This is a genomic window from Sedimenticola selenatireducens (genome assembly GCF_007625115.1).
Lineage (GTDB): Bacteria > Pseudomonadota > Gammaproteobacteria > Chromatiales > Chromatiaceae > Sedimenticola > Sedimenticola selenatireducens_A.
Window position 1 is genome coordinate 1 of the sequence record NZ_VMNH01000001.1, and the last position, 18,632, is coordinate 18,632.

The 18,632-nt window shown below is 46.2% G+C and carries 13 protein-coding genes; 6 read left to right on the forward strand and 7 right to left on the reverse strand.

What is annotated here, in order from left to right:
• Window positions 1-914 (reverse strand): transposase (locus tag FHP88_RS00005; protein WP_144356940.1); only part of this gene is annotated, 914 nt, incomplete at its 3' end.
• A 230-nt stretch (window positions 915-1,144) separates the two neighbouring features.
• Between FHP88_RS00005 and FHP88_RS00010 the strand changes: the two genes are divergently transcribed.
• Entirely contained in the window at window positions 1,145-1,540 is a 396-nt protein-coding gene (locus tag FHP88_RS00010) for a hypothetical protein (protein ID WP_144356941.1), read from the forward strand.
• Window positions 1,541-1,671: 131 nt separating this feature from the next.
• On the opposite strand, the gene FHP88_RS00015 is transcribed toward FHP88_RS00010, so the two are convergent.
• Entirely contained in the window at window positions 1,672-2,070 is a 399-nt protein-coding gene (locus FHP88_RS00015) for a hypothetical protein (RefSeq protein WP_144356942.1), read from the reverse strand.
• A 202-nt stretch (window positions 2,071-2,272) separates the two neighbouring features.
• Here FHP88_RS00015 and FHP88_RS00020 point away from each other — a divergent pair, with 202 nt between their 5' ends.
• Window positions 2,273-2,950, forward strand: a complete 678-nt coding sequence (locus tag FHP88_RS00020; protein WP_144356943.1) for a Crp/Fnr family transcriptional regulator — start codon at window positions 2,273-2,275, stop codon at window positions 2,948-2,950.
• 11 nt (window positions 2,951-2,961) lie between these two features.
• On the opposite strand, the gene FHP88_RS00025 is transcribed toward FHP88_RS00020, so the two are convergent.
• Complete coding sequence (locus FHP88_RS00025; protein WP_144356944.1) at window positions 2,962-4,992, reverse strand: NADPH-dependent 2,4-dienoyl-CoA reductase; 2,031 nt, start codon at window positions 4,990-4,992, stop codon at window positions 2,962-2,964.
• A 121-nt stretch (window positions 4,993-5,113) separates the two neighbouring features.
• Between FHP88_RS00025 and FHP88_RS00030 the strand changes: the two genes are divergently transcribed.
• Window positions 5,114-6,130, forward strand: a complete 1,017-nt coding sequence (locus FHP88_RS00030; protein WP_144356945.1) for a GlxA family transcriptional regulator — start codon at window positions 5,114-5,116, stop codon at window positions 6,128-6,130.
• Window positions 6,131-6,162: 32 nt separating this feature from the next.
• Here FHP88_RS00030 and FHP88_RS00035 read toward each other — a convergent pair whose 3' ends face one another.
• Both FHP88_RS00035 and FHP88_RS00040 read right to left on the reverse strand, forming a co-directional pair.
• Window positions 6,163-8,424, reverse strand: a complete 2,262-nt coding sequence (locus tag FHP88_RS00035) for a DUF1631 family protein (RefSeq protein WP_144356946.1) — start codon at window positions 8,422-8,424, stop codon at window positions 6,163-6,165.
• 53 nt (window positions 8,425-8,477) lie between these two features.
• Window positions 8,478-10,931 carry an AAA family ATPase gene (locus FHP88_RS00040; RefSeq protein ID WP_144356947.1) on the reverse strand — a complete coding sequence of 818 codons (2,454 nt, stop codon included), beginning with the start codon at window positions 10,929-10,931 and terminating at the stop codon, window positions 8,478-8,480.
• Window positions 10,932-11,441: 510 nt separating this feature from the next.
• Here FHP88_RS00040 and FHP88_RS00045 point away from each other — a divergent pair.
• The gene (locus tag FHP88_RS00045; protein WP_144356948.1) at window positions 11,442-12,284 is read left to right on the forward strand and encodes an ExeA family protein; all 843 of its coding nucleotides are present in this window, start codon (window positions 11,442-11,444) and stop codon (window positions 12,282-12,284) included.
• A gap of 59 nt (window positions 12,285-12,343) precedes the next feature.
• On the opposite strand, the gene FHP88_RS00050 is transcribed toward FHP88_RS00045, so the two are convergent.
• Entirely contained in the window at window positions 12,344-13,657 is a 1,314-nt protein-coding gene (locus FHP88_RS00050; RefSeq protein WP_144356949.1) for a nucleotide sugar dehydrogenase, read from the reverse strand.
• Window positions 13,658-13,779: 122 nt separating this feature from the next.
• A complete protein-coding gene (locus FHP88_RS00055; RefSeq protein WP_144356950.1) occupies window positions 13,780-14,832 on the reverse strand; it encodes an SDR family oxidoreductase in 1,053 nt (350 codons plus the stop codon).
• Window positions 14,833-15,196: 364 nt separating this feature from the next.
• On the opposite strand from FHP88_RS00055, the gene prsK reads away from it, so the two are divergent.
• Entirely contained in the window at window positions 15,197-17,209 is a 2,013-nt protein-coding gene (gene prsK / locus FHP88_RS00060) for an XrtA/PEP-CTERM system histidine kinase PrsK (RefSeq protein WP_260843114.1), read from the forward strand.
• Window positions 17,210-17,248: 39 nt separating this feature from the next.
• The gene (gene prsR / locus FHP88_RS00065; protein ID WP_144356952.1) at window positions 17,249-18,604 is read left to right on the forward strand and encodes a PEP-CTERM-box response regulator transcription factor; all 1,356 of its coding nucleotides are present in this window, start codon (window positions 17,249-17,251) and stop codon (window positions 18,602-18,604) included.
• The last annotated feature ends 28 nt before the right edge of the window (window positions 18,605-18,632 follow it).

Sequence of the window (18,632 nt, forward strand, 5' to 3'; positions counted from 1 at the left end):
CCTACCAGTGAACAGAAGCGATTTTCAAACGAGCGAGTCATATCCAGCCAAGCCTTGGGTTCAAGGTTTAACCGATCCAGTATGGGAGGCAGGGATGAAGGAATAGCGCCGCGTTTATCGTCTCGAATAATACGGCCCGTCCAATCAACCAGTTCAAGATAATCTTCAAGTCGAAAGGGCAGGCCCTTGGGCATGGGCTCACGGGGATAACCGACAAAAAGTTGAAGCGCTGCCGGTTGGGTCGATCGAATATTCTTTTGTGCTGCGGTCTTATTGCTGGCAGATCGAATACGGCGTTGGATGGAGGTGTATTCTGATGATTCGGGTGTCTCTGCCATACCGGCTCGAATAGGATTCAAGTCCACATAGGCCATGCAGGCGGCCAGGGCCGCTTCATCCAGTAAGGCCTGGCACTTGAAACGACCTTCCCAGAATCGCCCGGTACAGCCGTCTTCTTCGTTGGCCTTACGGGCGATGGTCTCATTAAGACAACGCATAAACCAACTGACCGATTGAAGGCGTTCACGCCAGCACGCGACGAGTTCATGTATTAGAAATAATTCAGACTTACTCAGTGGGTCATCGTTCAAAAAGCGCTGACTTAACAGTGTGCCGTTGAATAGTGCATGCCAGTGCTCAATGACATCCCGCTGTGACCAGTTGGCCGCTCGATCCGTGTCGATATGTAGGACCACATGGGTGTGATTATGCATTACCGCATAGGCGCAGATATCAATGGCAAAAGCGCGAGGAAGCGTTAATAACCGCTCTTCAATCCAGCCTCGGCGGTGTTCGAAGGAACGACCAGTCAGTTGATCTATTCCACAGAGAAATGCGCGTCGAACACAGCGTGAGACACAGTGATAATAGGGTGTAGAATCAAGACTGACGAGGGCTTTTCTGGGTTTGGGCATGCTCATTCCTTGAGTTATAGGTTCCCTGTATGTTCTCTATTATGGCATGTCAAATCGTTTAGTCAATAGGTGGGTGTCCGGCTTTGAGATAGAGATAGGTGTCCAGGTTTGAGGATTGGTCAATAGGTGGGTGTCCAGGTTTGAGGATTGGTCAATAGGTGGGTGTCCAGGTTTGAGGATTGATACACTGCTGTTTCTTTTCTTTTGGCAGTAGCGGAGTGACGATAATAATGAATTGGCCTAGAGCATTAGCAACGTGGTTACTGATCGTGATCGCCGAATCAATCAACGGGACTGTACGTCAACTATTTATTGCTCCGACTCTTGGTGATCTGCCGGCACGTCAAGTTGGCCTGCTTATCGGATCAGCCATCATCTTCGCTATCTCAATGGCATGTATTCGATGGATTGGTGCCCGATCATTTGCTGAACAGTTTAGTGTCGGTCTTCTCTGGGTAGTGCTGATAGTTATCTTTGAGTTCAGCCTGGGCGCGGCACTTGGCAATTCGTGGGAAAGCATGCTTTCAGACTATAATATAGCGGAGGGTGGGTACATGCCGTTTGGCCTGCTATTTTTACTGTTTGCTCCAGCCTTAGCGGCTAAGGCACGTGGATTGGGACAGTAAGCCACTGATTCACGAATCAGTGTGGGCGTGTTGTAGAGATAAAAATCCGAGTATGGATTGGGATCTGCCAAGATTAAGTGCATAGAGGTGTTAGGAACCCTAACACCTCCACTCTGAATCAAGTTCGATTGTTAGCGACTGATGCCAAAGGGTATGGCGATCATGACATAGTCCCGGTTGCCGTACTGGAAGCTCTTCCAGGGTTCATCGTCACGTAGGGCCGCTTTTAGCAGCGAAATGGCCTTATGGTGTTTGGGGTCAGCGACCTCACCCAACTCATCCACAAGGTAGGCCTCAAAATGCATGGGACAGCTATTGATATAGAGCGTGGCCAGAAGCTGACTGGGTGTGCCGGTTTCATCACCCTCTAGGAAATCCACGGGTTCCCAGCAACCATCTGGAATCTGGACAACGGTTATTTCTGATTCGGTCACAGCATCATTATGAGCAATGGGTAGCTGTGATACGTGTGGTACGGACGCGCCAACAACTGAAAAATTCATGTGTGCAGACATATATCGATGCTCCATGGTATTTATCCGGTAATTCGGTCTCTTTTAAAATTCCTGCAACAACCCGACAAACTAAGGATAGACATTATTTAACTTTTTGTTTTTATTATATTTTAATTCTTATTACAACAACATCAGCATACGTACTTCGATCCCTAATGTTCTGCTATCATAGCAACTCATTTCTCTATTCTCTGTCATTCAGATGACAATTGGAGCTATGGAATCACTCGAAAACTTTTTGGCTGAAAGCCCCTGGATGACAAACCTGACGCAGGAGCAGCAAGCGCTGGTCAGGAACACCCTGTTTGAGAAGCATTTTCAGGCGGGCGATATTATCTGTCGCAAGGGTTCTCCCGCGGTTGAATGGGTGGGCATTATCGAGGGCCTGGCAAAAATATCCTGTGAATCGCACACCGGCAAGCAGATCTCTTTTATCACCGGAATTCCATCGGGCAGTTGGATTGGTGAAGGATCGCTGCTGAAGGATGAACACCGTCGTTATGACATTGTTGCGCTGCGGGATTGCCGTATTGCCTTTATGCCGAAACAGACCTTCTTTACACTGCTTGAGGAGAGCATCAGCTTCAATCGCTTTTTACTGATTCACTTTAATGAACGGCTGGGTCAGTTTATTGGTTATATGGAGTACGATCGATTTCTATCCCCCGAGGCGCGCGTAGCCCGCTCACTGGCTTCCATGTTTAATCATGATCTCTATCCGGGCATGCACTATAAGCTGGAGATATCGCAGGAAGAGCTGGGTAATCTTTCTGGTATCTCCCGTCAACGGGTGAACCAGGCGTTACATGTCTTACAGACCGCCGGCATTGTGGATGTTAAGTATGGTGCGATTACTATTCTGGATGTAGAAGCTCTGAAATCATTTGAAGCTTGATCCTCCATCGCCTAGAGTTCTGCCGCCAGTGTCGCCCCATCACGAATAGCTCGTTTCGCATCCAGTTCCCCCGCCAGTTTTGCCCCGCCAATGAGATAGGTTGGGATGTCGCTCTCCTCCATCGCCAGGTAAAGCGGTTTGCGTGACTCTTGACCGGCGCAAATAATAACGTTGTCCACTTCAAGAAGGCGTGACTCATCACCGATGCGAATATGCAGTCCCTCATCATCAATCAGGTCATACTGAACGCCGGACAACATTTCTACAGCGCGGTGTTTGAGCGTTGCCCGATGAATCCAGCCTGTCGTTTTGCCAAGCCCTGCACCCGGTTTGCTACTCTTTCGTTGCAAGAGATAGACCTGTCGCCTGGGAGTGAACCTCCCTCGTTTTACACCTGCTACGCCTCCTCTCGCAGCGAGTTGTTTATCAATACCCCACTCATTGAGGAAGGCATCAATGTCATGCTCATCAGACTGTCCGTTGTGTAACAGGTACTCCGCCACATCGAAGCCAATGCCGCCAGCCCCAATGATAGCCACCCGTTCGCCGATCCGTTTATGCTCCTGTAGCACGTCAATGTATGAAAGCACCATAGGATGCGCTATACCTTTGATAGGCGGTGTTCTGGGTATGACACCTGTGGCAATCACTACTGCATCGTAACCGTCTGATACCAGTACATCCGATGAGACGTGTTGACCAAGATGCAGTTTTACACCCGTCAGTTCGATTTGCCGGCGAAAATAACGCAGTGTTTCATTGAACTCCGATTTACCCGGAATCTGCCGAGCCATATTGAACTGTCCACCAATGGTATTGGCCGATTCATACAGATGCACTTCATGTCCCCGGCCGGCAGCAATGGTGGCACAGGCCAATCCAGCGGGTCCTGCTCCCACTACGGCAATACGTTTACGTTTTTCAGCAGACGAGTAATTCAATTCCGTTTCATAACAGGCACGCGGATTAACCAGACAGGTCGCGCGCTGCTTGGAGAAGATGTGATCCAGACAAGCCTGATTACAAGCAATGCAGGTGTTGATTTCATCGGCCCGTCCTTCAGCCGCCTTACGCACAAAATCAGGATCAGCCAGCATGGGTCTAGCCATGGACACCATATCGGCATCACCCCGCGCAAGCACAGCCTCGGCAACTTCAGGAGTATTGATACGGTTGGTGGTAATGAGCGGTATACCCACTTTACCCCGTAGCTTGCTGGTCACCCAGGTAAAGGCCGCCCTTGGCACCATGGTAGCGATTGTTGGGATCCTTGCCTCATGCCAACCTATACCAGTATTAATGAGCGTGGCACCGGCCTGTTCGATCGCCTTTGCCAGGATAACGACCTCTTCCAGACTGCTACCCTTTTCGATCAAATCCAACATCGAGAGCCTGAATATGATGATGAACTCTTTACCGACGGCTTCTCTCACCAAACGCACGATCTCGACGGGAAAGCGCATACGATTTTCAAAACTACCACCCCAGGCATCGGTTCGCTTATTCGTGTGTTCTACCAAAAACTCATTGAGCAGATAACCCTCGGAGCCCATGATCTCTACCCCATCATAGCCCGCTTGTTGGGCAAACCGTGCGCATCGAACAAAGCCGTTGATCTGTTTTTTTATCCCCCGCGCAGTGAGTGAGCGGGGCTTGAAGGGGGAAATGGGTGACTGTATTGCAGAGGGTGCAACCGTGATCGGGGTGTAGCCATAGCGTCCGGCATGCAGGATTTGCAGGCAAATCTTACCCTGCTCCTGATGCACAGCTTCCGTCACTTGGCGGTGGCGATTGACCTCAAATCGATTGGTCAGCTTTGACGCGAAGGGCGCCAGCCATCCCGCCCAAGTCGGTGCAAAGCCGCCTGTTACCATCAAACCCACGCCACCTCGAGCTCTTTCCGCAAAATATTCTGCCAATTTTGGAAAATCCGCTTTTCGATCTTCAAGCCCGGTATGCATAGAACCCATCAGGACACGGTTTTTCAATCGGGTGAATCCCAGGTCGAGCGGTTCAAGCAGATGAGGATAGTCAACTTCCATAAATAACCCAGCAGCAAGTGATTCAACAGTGTCGCGATAGAGAATTGCATTCTATGGGCGTTTATGCAATTGTCACTTATGACATATTATTGGCCATTTATGACAATTTGATCGATTGCCCATGAAAAATATCACTGTTTTATGCTTCGATTATGCCTTCTCATCCGTCATTACTGGATTCCTGGATCTTTTCAGTCTGGCCGGCGTAACCTGGAACAGGATTCATAACACCCCTTCCCAACGGCTGTTTGATATCAAGCTGGCATCACAGGATGGCGAACCCGTTCGTTGTCTGAATAATCTGTTGATTCAACCGGACTGTGCTATTTCCGATATCAGGCAGACCGATATCATTTTTATTCCACCCATCGGGGGTAATATCGAGCGGACCATTGCTCAGCAGGTGAAAACTGTTCAGTGGTTGCAAGAAAAACATGAAGCGGGCAGTCAAATTGCCAGCAGTTGTACCGGCACATTCCTGCTGGCTGAGACCGGACTTCTTGAGGGGAAACAGGCCACTACTCACTGGGGTTACATTGATCAATTTTCTGAGCGTTATCCAACCATTCAGCTTAAGCCAGAGCAGTTAATCACCAATGAGCTAAGCCTCTTATGTGCGGGGGGTGGCAGTGCCTGGCTGGACCTGTCTCTGTTATTGATAGAACAGCATTACGGACATGATATTGCCGTTCAGACAGCTAAGACGTTAGTCATCGAACGAAAGCAGCATTCTCAAACACCCTACTTCACCAATCATGGACAGAAGTATCACAAGGATGCTGAGATACTGGACATCCAACAATGGCTTGAGGAGCATTTCGCCGATAAGATCAATATCGAACAGTTGGGAAGCCGCTATGGAATGAGTTCTCGCACTTTTAAACGGCGATTCAAACTGGCGACCGGTGATACTCCGCTCTCCTATCTTCAGTCGCTTCGAATAGAAATTGCAAAAAAGATGCTTGAGTCTGGCCGCTTACCCGTGGAGCTTATAACACAACAAGTGGGTTATTCAGACAGCAGTTCGTTTATGAAATTGTTTAAACGAAAAACGGGCATCTCGCCACAAGCCTATCGACAGGCGTTCTCCCATACAGGGCAAGGGATAAAATCACTAGAGCGTAGGAGTACAGAATAAATTTACCGGATAGCAAAGCGACAGGGCTCTGACTAGGTTCGCAGCATGCTATAGATCTTCTTCAGCGTCTGATCGACAAATGGGAAACGATTAGGATCGACAATACGAGCCGTGTTATTGCTGAGCCTGGTAACCAGTACTTCAGTTGGTAAAATAAACGCCTTGTTTCCGAAGCGATCAATGAACATGTGATTATTGGTTACAGGGCTATACCAGGACAACTTAACCCGCTGGAGTTTTCCGTCCGGTTCATCAAATTCGAACCAGCTTCCGATCTTGGTCTGCTGTACTGTTTCCAGCACGGCTTTTTGTTTTGCTGATGGCGCACGGGTCTTTTTCTTTTTAGTTGCTGGCTTCTTAACAACCGGTCCGGTGGGCGGCACAGCCTTCTCTGGGTGAACGTTGGCAACTTCCTTGATGTCGCTGGTCAACCACTCATCAAACAGCACCTTGAGCTGTGTATACTCCGATGGCTCTCCCCCAGAACCAATGAACTCCACGCCCTCTTCGATATGCCTCTTCAAGCTTGGCAGCGTATGTTTTAGCCATTGACGCGTCTCCAGGTCAGTGAGCGCATTATTAGCCTTGATAATACTGTTGATGACCATCATGACTGATCGCCACTCTTTGCCCCCCTTGATCTCGGGGTTTCGCAAAAGTAGCAGGGTCATGTAGTTTTTCCATAAGGAAAAGAGGAAACGATTCAGTACCGGGTGAAACTCAATTTCAGCACACTGCTCAGACAATACTTCGTTTGCATGTACACGCGAAAACTCTAGTCTATCCCTTCCACGAGTTGCCTCTTTTGTTCTTTCCTCCAGAAGCTTTGTTTTGTGCTCCAATGCCCGTAAATCATCCAGGAACTCTGCATAGTGATGTTCGAAAATTGAGAAATCGCCTTTAAATTCAGACATGAGTGCCTGAATCAGTTTGTGCATACTATTGTATATCCCGGCATTGAGATTATTCTCGTCAACCCATCTTCGACCTGCGTTAACGAGCAGATTAAGTAGTTTTCGGGCAATGTGATCTGCATCTGTAAGGAAGGTTTGATCAATAACGGCCAGCTTTAGATAAGGCGTGTGGAGATGACAGATCAGCGCTTTAGTCAAGCTTGCCAGATCATCGTCATCCAGAATATGTTCAAAGAGCATGCCCACCAGTTCAATGGTATCCAGATCAGCCGTCGGGATGGTGTTGGTATCCAGCTTCTGATAGATATCTTCGCGTTCACTGGTGATTCGATTTTGTAATGAAGTAATGACTGCTGTCTTTCTTTCTTCAGGCTGTAGATAACTAAATGCATCAGCACTGACAATCTGAAGATCAATATTCTTAGGCGTTTCAACTTCATGCAAAGCAGAGACCAGTTCTGGCTTGCTTCTCAGCTGTTCCAAATTACCGTCAGGGAGATACTCTGGGTGATTCTTAAATCGAGGATCACTGCGTCTTCTTTCGGTTAAGAGCGTCAATATGGAACGAAAAACCTCTTCGCCTAACTCAAAATCTTCATTTTTTAAGGGTTCGGTCCGGCACGTTTTAGATTCATTCGGCACTTTCTTTGCGATAGTATCCTCAGTATCAGGTAACGCTTTAGTTGGTTTGATCGAGTCTCTAGTATGTATATCAATAACAGGGGCTAAATGAGGATAGATCCCCGCTTCTGAAAGTAGCGAATTAGCCTGCTTATACAGTTGGCCAATATCCACCAGTACATTTTTCTCAAACAGCACATATAAAATGAGCAGCAACTTCTGTTCTAGCTCATAGTCTAGGGCAGCAATTTGAAATGTAGTAGCGATATGAGCAGGACAGGCGGGCACATCCTGCCCTGCTATTTTTTTTCCCTGCCGAAGTACAGAAAGGCGTTGAACTAATTGATAAAGATCTTGATGATTTCTATTTTTCGCCTTGGTTATCATTGCCTGTATGGCGATGTGAAGCTCCAGATCACTATCTTTAACAAGACTTATTTGTTTTTCATCGTCAGTCTCAATAATAGGCTTTGGATATACTATTGAGCCTCCGTTCAGGAATTGATTGAAACCTGCCTTAATGCTCTTGAAAAAGGTCTGCGTAACTGAGTCTCTTTTCCCTTCAATTTGGCCAATCGCATCAAAGAATACTGTTTGCGCATTATCCGCTTCAGCTTTACTGGCAAAGTCGATCATAACCGGCTCTACTTTCGTAAACATTTCAGCCAGTCTTTCTTCTAGATAGCTATTTGCAATCTTCTCATAGGAAGAGACCAGTGGACGGTATCGATGAATAACGGATAGTTCTCTATCGGCCATGTTCAGTCACATCCGAGAAAACGGATCGATTGTATAAAATTGACTGACTATCATTAGTTGGATGGATTAAAAACAATTTCAACTAACCGCTGCATTTTTTTAGCATCATTTTTATTGCCACTGGAAACATCTGGCGCCGGATGGACACCCCGTCCGACCACGACCAAGCGTTGACGCTGAATACTATTCGTCTCAAGATAAGCGGCAACAGCATTTGCCCTCATTTCTGAGAGCATACGATTGTAATTTGTATCACCGCTACTATCTGCATAACCCGTTATATAGGCTTTTTCATTGTCATTCTGCTTCAAAAAACCAACAACATTGTTTAGAACGTCATAGTATGCCTGATCAACGCTTGTACTATCACTCTTGAAAAATACCTGTGTTATCGGCTTTTCAACATTCAGACGATCCTTTTTTTTTACCTGCTGTTCCGATAATTTTCGAAGAAGACTACTTTCATCTTCCTTAGCAACCACTTTAACGTCAGTGTCAGGTGCAGGATGAGTCATGCTAACAGCAGCGATTCGATTCTCTGCATTCACACTAACGTTTGATTGGGTGGTCAAATCTTTTTCATTAATCACTTCATTTATAACGGGCTGATTTGAAAGTGCCTTCTCTTCTGTAGCCATGGGAATAGGCAGAGTATCTTCTATTTTTTGACCAGATAAGTTTATTATCTTTTTGGCGATAGGCTTTGCATCAGGCGTTATCGTACCGGCGGTGGGTAGTTGAAAGTTATCCGCAATTACCCTAGGGGCGGTTGTATGAACATCATTCTGAGAAAGTTCTGACGTAGCCTTCACAGTCGTGGCTGCCTGGTCATCATGCACCTTCTTTTCGGTGAGCGCTGCTTGACTTGTAATACCGGGTGTTTCTTGTATTGACACATTACTGACGAGCGTATCCTCTTTGTCATCAACATGAGGGGTGGCATTTAGCGACTCCTCTTTTTTGATTACGCCACTATCCATCACGGGTGAATCAATTGAACTACCAGACAACCGGTCGCGTACCCGTTGAATGTAATGGCCCAACTTATCTTCAATATAAGTGATCTCACTGGACAATACTTGTGGGCGAACCACATAGACTGCAGAAATCAACACCCCCAAAAAAAGAATTAAAAGCAAGAGAGTGGAGAATACACCGCGCTTTTTTTGTGCGGCAACGGCTGTCCGTCGATTAACCTGATATTCATTGTAGTAATGGGTAGCCGTATTTGCCTGCTCTTTTTTGCGTTGTGCATTGGCAAAACGATCGCCGTATCCATACTCGCTTTTTTTCGTTGCTTGGGTTGGCCTGATCGGTATCGGTTCTGATGGCGCCTCGAGTCCACCCCCAAGTGAGAAATAGTTCTCCTGAATAGCATCCTCTGTCTTTGATTTTGCTCGCTTGTCAGCACTATCCCTTTCACTGTTTACCTGTCTATTAATTGCCTGATCAATCTTGGATTCCAACGATGCGACCGGCGCATCGTTCATAGGTGATTGTGCGACATCTTCAATTTTCAGGGCCTGAGCAGCTTCCATAACCTCTTCAGGGTTACTGCTCAATGGCGTGTTATGGGTTTCTGGTTGTTTAGGCTGTATCGACTCTTCCACAACGCCTGCTTCAACGACAGCGGTCTCTTCCATGTCCTCTTCTTCGAACAGTGGGGGCAATTCCGCCTTAAACCCGATTGGCGTGAGCTGTTCATGCTGGAGTTCCTGTACGACCGTTCTGACATCAGCCGCACGAATGCGATGCTTCTCTTCTACACTGCCATGTAATAAAAAACGGCTACAGACCAAGTTGATCCGCCGGGGAATACCTTGGCTAAACTGATAAACAACGTCATACACACCTTCATCAATAGTTGGATCGTCTTTCCACCCAACACGATCCAGTCGGTGCTTGATATAGGCCTTGGTGTCCTCTTCGTTCAGTGATTCCAGGTGACAAGCGGCTACCAGTCTTTGATGCACCTGTTCCATACTCGGCTTCTGCACCAGGTCGCGCAAATTCTCTTGTCCAACCAGAAAAATTTGCAGCAAAGGCTGATTATTTAATTGGAGATTGGTGAGTAGCCGAAGTTCTTCCAGGGCTGAAGCCGACAAATCCTGCGCTTCATCGATGATCAACAGCGCCCTTGTTCCCTCTTCGTGAAAACGTCGCAACCTTACTGATAAACCTTGCAAAACTACAGCCTTATTAGGGGCATCAATATCCAAACCAAAGTTACAGGACACCAATAGAAGCAGATCGTCTGCTTCAAGCTGAGTACTGACAATCGTTGCAACCACAATCTTGGAAGATGAAAGGCCTTCAACCAGATCATTCACCAGTGTTGTTTTACCGGTCCCCGGTTTTCCTGTCACCATGACAAAACCTTCCGCACGGTGAATAGCATACTGCATATAAGCTTTGGCTTTTGCGTAGCTTTTATGACTGAAACAAAAACGATGATCAGGACTTAACCGGAACGGTTCAGCCTTGAAGTGGTAAAATGAATCATACATAAGAGGCGATCAATCCTTTGTTTAAACAACAAGCCAGACAATTAAGTTTCACGAAATTTATTCTTTATTGATACCCAATAAATAGAGTGTCCTGGACTCTTCAAACTCATTCCTTGTAGCGGTCAAGACTGGCATCCCTTTAATCGAGTGACTATGGGGGTAATCCTGCTTTTGCTAACCGTTTCCCTTTAGTTGCACCAAAACAGACCATCAAGGCGATTAATTCATTAATTACAAAGGGTTATGTAATTAATGTACAATAAACTTCATCATGTAACCTATACTAACAAATTCTCGCCATGTAGGGGATAGCGATTGCCTCCTATCTACACGGAGATTTAATTTGCTGGCTTTTAAGCTTTGTTCGCGAGAACATGTTATCTCGATGTAATTTCATGTACGCGAAACAAATTGACCTCTCGCCATCGCAAGATGGCATACAATGCAATTTGAGTAAGAGTCCTGATCCACACGCAAGACAGGGATGGCTATCAGTGCCAAATAATAATTATGTATGAGCAGTTCTACCATTTAGAGTCAGATCCTTTCCGACTTAGTCCCGATTCAAAGCCATCCTTCCGGCATGATAGTTATAACTATGCCAAAACTTATATGCTCTATTCTTTGCGTAAGGGTGAAGGCGTTGTGTTGGTAACCGGGCGCCCAGGAACGGGAAAAACTGCACTGCTTAGAGATTTCGTACAATCAATCGATCATGAATCCGTCCTAACTGCTGACATGGTTTCTACACAGCTTCAGTCTGATGATTTAATCAGAATGATCGCCTTCAGTTTTGGGATCGAAAAACTCATCGGTGATGAATCTACCATTCTCGCTGAGCTTGAGCAGTTATTAATAGGCATTAGAAATTTTGGGCGTCGCGTGTTACTGATCATTGATGAGGCGCAAAACCTGGAACCTGCATCGCTCAAGAAAATTGAGCGCTTAATGGCACTACGCTGGAAGTCTGAGCCCTTAATTCAGATATTTTTGATTGGACGTGAGGATTTACATGAAACGATACTTGCGAACAATCTTCCCCTGCTCAGGGAACGTATCAACGCCGTAATCTCACTCAAGCCACTGGATGAGAAACACACACTGGATTATATCAAGCACCGTCTCTTACAAGCTGGCTGGGAGAATAATCCCACACTTGACGATGAGATTTATGCCCCAATTTTTAATCACAGTCATGGGATTCCCAGACTGGTTAATTTAATATGTAGCCAGTTATTGCTGAATGGAATGACCGAAGATAACCACCACATCGGCTTATCAGAAGTTAATTCAGTGCTTGATCAGATGTTAAAAGACCAGATGCTTCCTTCCCCACGACGCCAAATTTACTAAATTCCATACCGAAAAAAGGGGCACCGACTGCCCCTTTTTATCATATATAAATACAGTGACTATAGACGCCAGATTTCAATATTATCGGCCGCAAAATCTGCACGATTAAGTTTAGACTTAATATCCATTACTACGGATTTTTCAGCCATTATAGCTTTAAAATCAGCAACAGTAAGTGTCTTGTAATGATCGTGAGCTACCGCCAATATGACGGCCTGCGCCTTGGGCAGCTTCTCCCAGGGTACGAGTTGAACCCCATATTCGTGTTCCGCCTCCTCTACATCGGCCATTGGATCTGTAATATGCACATTGCAATGATAGCTTTTTAATTCATCCACAATATCGACGACACGGGAATTTCTCAGGTCAGGACAGTTTTCTTTAAATGTGAGCCCAAGAATAATAACATCTGACCCATTTACAGCATGCCCGACTTGAATCATTCGTTTGACGGTTTGTTCGGCAATGTACTTACCCATCCCATCATTTGTTTTTCTCCCAGCGAGGATCACCTGAGGATGATAACCAACGGCTTCGGCTTTATAGGTGAGATAGTAGGGATCTACACCAATGCAGTGCCCACCTACCAAGCCGGGACGGAAGGGTAAGAAATTCCACTTGGTTCCTGCCGCTTCGAGGACATCTACCGTATCAATATCCATTTTATGGAAAATCATGGCGAGTTCGTTCATCAGGGCGATATTCAAATCACGTTGCGTGTTTTCAATCACTTTTGCGGCCTCTGCCACTTTGATCGTAGCTGCACGACAAACACCTGCGGTAACCACGCTCTCATACATTTCTGCAACCAGTTCACTGGTTTTTGGCGTATCGCCTGATACCACCTTTACGATGGTTTCGAGTCGGTTCTCTTTATCGCCAGGATTAATCCGCTCTGGGGAGTAGCCTATAAAAAACCCAGTGTTTCGATCAACATCATCTTGGCCCGACGCCCCGGCCCAGGACATCCCGGAGATCTCTTCCAGAATAGGTACGCACACCTCTTCCGTGCAGCCAGGATACACCGTGGATTCAAAGACAACTGTAGTACCTGGGCTCATGTGGGCAGCGACAGCCTTACACGCCCCGACCACAGGACTCAAATCCGGCTTGCGGGCATGATCAATCGGGGTAGGCACAGCAACAATAATAATGGATGCCTCTGCGAGGCGTGCAGGATCACTGGTATATTCAAGTTGGGTGGCAGCCGCTAAACCTTCTGGTTCCACCTCTCCACTTGGATCAAAACCATTCCGATAGTTCTTCAGTTTTCGCTCATCCAGGTCGTAACCAATCGTGTCACGCTTTTTTCCAAACGCCACGGCAAGAGGTAAACCAACATATCCAAGACCAACGACTGCAATTTTATCCATTTTTTTTCCTGAATTGAGTAATCGCCCTATCCAATAGGGTCAAACATGAATATTTAAGGGTTAATAACTATCCTGACAGATTGTGCCGATAACCAACTCGCGCAAATATAATGACGGCTGCATCATTTTTCGGCAACAACACCATTTTCTTTAAATTCATTCAGAAACCAGTCTGTAGTCACATCCAGCCCCTGTTGAAGCGTGTGGGTAGGGGCATATCCTAACAATGAAGCAGCCTTGGAGATATCAGCGAGTGAGTGCCTAACATCGCCGGGTCGAAAATCAGCATACTCAGGTTCTCTTCCCGCAATTTTTGGCAATTTCACCGCAAGGCGATCTCTTATCTCAGAGTAAAGCTCATTTAATGTCGTTCGTGTTCCGAAAGCAACATTATAGACTTGGTTAACCGCTTCATCCTTTTGGCACATGGCCGCCAGGAGGTTGATTTGTACGGTATTATCAATAAAACAGAAATCTCTTGAGGTTTCACCATCCCCATTGATTCTACAAGAAACACCGGTATAAAGTTCCTCAATCCAACGGGGAATCACGGCCGCATAGGCCCCTTTTGGGTCCTGTCTTGGACCAAATACATTGAAATACCTCAGGCCGATTGTTTCAACGCCATAGGTTCTTGCAAATACATCCGCATAGAGCTCATTGACATACTTTGTAACGGCATACGGGGAGAGAGGCTTACCAATCAGTGCCTCCTGTTTTGGCAATCCTGGATGATCACCATAGGTGGATGAAGACGCCGCATAGACAAAACGTTTTACCTTTGCATCCCTAGCGGCAATCAGCATATTGAGGAAGCCGGTACTGTTGGTCTCATTGGTACTGAAGGGATCATTGATAGACCGTGGCACACTCCCCAGTGCTGCCTGATGAAGGACATAATCGACACCCTTGACTGCTTTCGCACAATCCTGAGGGTTTCTGATATCCAATTCATAAAAAGTGAATCGTTCCCACTGACTATCACTGACTAGCGCTTTAACTTTATCAAGGTTGTATTGGTGTCCCGTTGCAAAATTATCCAGTCCGATTACCGTCTGGTTAAGACCCAACAGAGTCTCGAGAAGATTGGAACCAATAAAGCCCGCCACACCCGTGATCAACCAACTTTTCGGTTCAGCTAAAAGCGCTTTTTGTACTTGTTTATACACTGACATCCCTTAAACCACCTCACCTACTAGCAGTAGAAATATTATCACTACTGACAATTCGCTCTCATCTGGCATCTATTGACTCAAGCCATTAATAATCAACAGATTGTACTTATATTCAGCATCAGGGGCCAGTGATATTCAGGTATACCGAGGTATAGAGCCCCCTGTATAAAATCCATTCAAAGTATTGAAAGGCCTCTGACATCATTCAAAATAATGGCGAGGCGCGGTACACTCTCTGGGTTATCTAAAATGACGCTGAGCTTCTTCGCTCTTCCCACCCCTGAATAGGGCACATAAGACTAGGAATGTCCATTTGAACGTAGGATTTGCCAGCTATCTCTTCGCTTTTATAGCCTACACAGCCTTGACCGGACTACTTGTCACATCCTGGCGAGGCCGAACATTGGGACGGCTACTGATACTTGCCAGTGGGTTTTCATCTGTTTGGGCGCTCTTTTCTGCACTCTCCTCCATAGCTATCATCACTTGGCCAGCCTTTTTACAGCTAATGGAGTTCACGCGTGATGGTTTTTGGTGTCTCTTCCTTCTAAAAAGTGTTCAAACCAATAGCAGCGAGAGCCTGTCCCATCGATTTAAACTGACGCCAGCCAGAATGTATTATATTTTTTTGCTGGTGGCGGGCATTGTTACTATTGTAAGTCCATTAGTGGCAACATTAACTGAGAATAGAAGCTGGTTCAGCCGCGATATTACATTAGGTATCTGGGTACTTTTTAACATCATAGCCTTGCTCCTCCTTGAGCAGCTTTTCAGAAATTCCAATCATGATCAACGCTGGGCAATCAAGCACCTTTGTATAGGTATTGGCTGTATCTTTGCGTTTGATTTTTTCATGTTTGCCGATGCACTCCTCTTCAAACAACTTAATCCAGCACTCTGGAACGCGCGTGGCATTATTAATGGACTCATGGTTCCACTGATCGCTATCTCCGTTGCCCGCAATCCAAAATGGTCCTTAGATATCTATGTTTCTCGAAATGTCGTCTTCCAATCGGTCACCTTGATCGGCGCGGGTATATACCTGCTTGTGATGGCCTCGGCAGGCTACTATATCCAGTTTTACGGCGGCACCTGGGGCTCCACTCTCCAAGTTGCCTTTATCAGCGGCACGGGCGCCCTACTCCTGATCATACTTTTTTCCGGAACAATCCGGGCAAAAATCAGGGTCTTACTGAGCAAACACTTCTTCAACTACAAATACGATTATCGCGAGGAGTGGCTACGCTTTACCCAAACACTTGCCGACAGTGACGATATCGTTCCTATTCGTGCGATTCGGGCACTCTCTGCATTAGTAAACAGCACCGGCGGTGCCCTCTGGGTCAGGAATGACAACCACTGCTACGCATTTAATTCATGCCTGAATATGCCCGAACCGACAGTAACACTCACCCATGAGGATGATCCCTTAAGCTGTTTTCTGGAGAAAACCCGCTGGTTGATTGACCTGGATGAGTTTCAACGCAATCCTGATCTGTATGAAGGGTTCAAATCACCTTCCTGGCTTGCAGATATTGATAAAGCCTGGCTGGTAGTTCCTCTACTTTTCAAAGCGGAAGTATTAGGTTTCATTATCATATTACGATCTCCCTCTCAAAAGACGATCAACTGGGAAGACCGCGACTTGCTGAAGATGGCAGGCCAACAAATTGCAAGCCACCTGGCACAACACGTTTCAGAAAAAGCGCTCACTCAGGCTCGTCAGTTTGAGGCCTTCAACAGATTGTCGGCCTATATCGTACATGATCTCAAAAACATCTTGGCCCAGCAGTCTTTGATTGTCTCGAATGCCGAAAAGCATAAACATAAACCTGAATTTGTTAACGATGTAATCGATACGGTAAAAAACTCGGTAGACCGTATGACTCGCCTCATGGAACAAATGAAAAGTGGCATGCGGGGTCACAAAGTACGGCAAATCAATTTATTCAGCTTACTTACTGAAACTCAAGCAGCTCACGCCTCAAGAAAACCTATCCCTAATCTACTAGATACAAGTGAATCTGTATTTGTGTACGCAGACAAGGAACAACTTAATACCGTGTTTGGACACATCATTCAAAATGCACAAGATGCGACCCCTAATGAGGGACATGTTACTATCAGATTATCCAGTGAATCGGGAAATGCTGTTATAAAAATTGAGGACAGCGGCTGCGGCATGGATCAGGCATTCATTCAGCACCGCCTCTTTCAACCCTTCGATTCAACAAAAGGACTTACGGGAATGGGTATTGGCGTATTTGAGAGTCGAGAATATATTCGGACGCTTGGTGGAGATATCAGGGTAAAGAGTATACCTGGCGAGGGATCCACTTTTATAATTACCCTTCCGATCGCACCGGGTACAGAATGAACCGACAACAAAAACAAACTTGCAACAGTGAGGTAGCTAGTGGCAGAAATAAGTAAACATCTGTTAATCGTTGAAGATGATGTCGGATTGCAGAGCCAACTCAAATGGTGTTTTGATGACTTCGAGGTTTTAATTGCTGGAGATCGGCAAGAGGCTATAACTCAGTTACGCAGACATCAGCCTGTCGTTGTAACGCTTGACCTCGGACTGCCACCTGACCCTGGCGGTGTCTCTGAAGGACTGGCCACACTGGAAGAGATTCTTGCTATTGCACCAGGGACAAAAATCATTGTTGTGACGGGAGACAATGACCGAGCCAATGCGGTTCGCGCGATTGCGTTAGGTGCCTATGATTTCTGTCAAAAACCGGTCGAGCCTGAAATTTTATCACTGATTGTCAACCGTGCTTATCACGTGCACGAACTTGAACAGGAAAATTTAAAACTTCAAAAGGATCAAAGTAAAACACCACTGAACGGGATCATTGCAACCAGTCCAGAAATGCTCAAGGTTTGCCGCACTATCGAAAAAGTCGCCCCCTCAAATATCACCACTTTATTGCTTGGAGCCAGTGGAACAGGCAAAGAGTTATTTGCTCAGGCAGTACATGAATTAAGCCCACGCGCAAACCATAAAATGGTCGCTATTAACTGTGCTGCCATTCCTGCCAATCTGATAGAAAGCGAACTGTTTGGTTATGAAAAAGGCGCTTTTACCGGTGCCGCGAAACAGACCAAGGGTAAGATCGAATACGCTAACGGTGGCACACTCTTTCTCGATGAAATTGGTGACCTTCCTTTTGATCTACAGGCTAAATTACTCCGCTTCTTACAAGAGCGTGTTCTGGAAAGAATTGGTGGACGCGAGGAGATTCCAATAGACGTTAGGATTATCTGCGCAACTCACCAAAATATACAAGAGTTGATCGAAGAAGGTAGGTTTAGAGAAGACCTCTATTACCGTATCAGTGAAGTGTCCATTAGGATTCCTTCACTAAAAGAACGCGAAGGTGATGCATTAGTCTTAGCAAAGGCCTTCCTAGATCGGTTCCGCAAGGAGTATGGCCGCCAGATCAGTGGCTTCGATAAAAATGCCATCCAGGCCATAGAAAATTATGATTGGCCAGGAAATGTTCGTGAGATCGAAAGCCGAATAAAACGAGCCGTAATTATGGCGGACGGATCAATGATCACACTGGATGATCTTGAGTTAGATTCAGCCAAAGTTGACACGATGCCCCTGAATTTAAAAGAGGTTCGAGGAGAGGCCGAACGCAAGGCTATCCTCAGAGCATTAAATCATGCCGATTCAAATGTTTCTGATACGGCAAAGATACTGGGGATTACACGCCCAACACTCTATAGCCTGATGGAAAAGTACGACATTAAGCCCTGAGTAGAGTATTCAGGGCTTAACATGGGAT

What these genes read in the sequence shown, in the direction of transcription:
- FHP88_RS00010 (WP_144356941.1), top strand. Translation starts at nt 1,145, where the DNA reads ATGAATTGGCCTAGAGCATTAGCAACGTGGTTACTGATCGTGATCGCC.
- FHP88_RS00015 (WP_144356942.1), bottom strand. Translation starts at nt 2,070, where the DNA reads ATGGAGCATCGATATATGTCTGCACACATGAATTTTTCAGTTGTTGGC.
- FHP88_RS00020 (WP_144356943.1), top strand. Translation starts at nt 2,273, where the DNA reads ATGGAATCACTCGAAAACTTTTTGGCTGAAAGCCCCTGGATGACAAAC.
- FHP88_RS00025 (WP_144356944.1), bottom strand. Translation starts at nt 4,992, where the DNA reads ATGGAAGTTGACTATCCTCATCTGCTTGAACCGCTCGACCTGGGATTC.
- FHP88_RS00030 (WP_144356945.1), top strand. Translation starts at nt 5,114, where the DNA reads ATGAAAAATATCACTGTTTTATGCTTCGATTATGCCTTCTCATCCGTC.
- FHP88_RS00035 (WP_144356946.1), bottom strand. Translation starts at nt 8,424, where the DNA reads ATGGCCGATAGAGAACTATCCGTTATTCATCGATACCGTCCACTGGTC.
- FHP88_RS00040 (WP_144356947.1), bottom strand. Translation starts at nt 10,931, where the DNA reads ATGTATGATTCATTTTACCACTTCAAGGCTGAACCGTTCCGGTTAAGT.
- FHP88_RS00045 (WP_144356948.1), top strand. Translation starts at nt 11,442, where the DNA reads ATGTATGAGCAGTTCTACCATTTAGAGTCAGATCCTTTCCGACTTAGT.
- FHP88_RS00050 (WP_144356949.1), bottom strand. Translation starts at nt 13,657, where the DNA reads ATGGATAAAATTGCAGTCGTTGGTCTTGGATATGTTGGTTTACCTCTT.
- FHP88_RS00055 (WP_144356950.1), bottom strand. Translation starts at nt 14,832, where the DNA reads ATGTCAGTGTATAAACAAGTACAAAAAGCGCTTTTAGCTGAACCGAAA.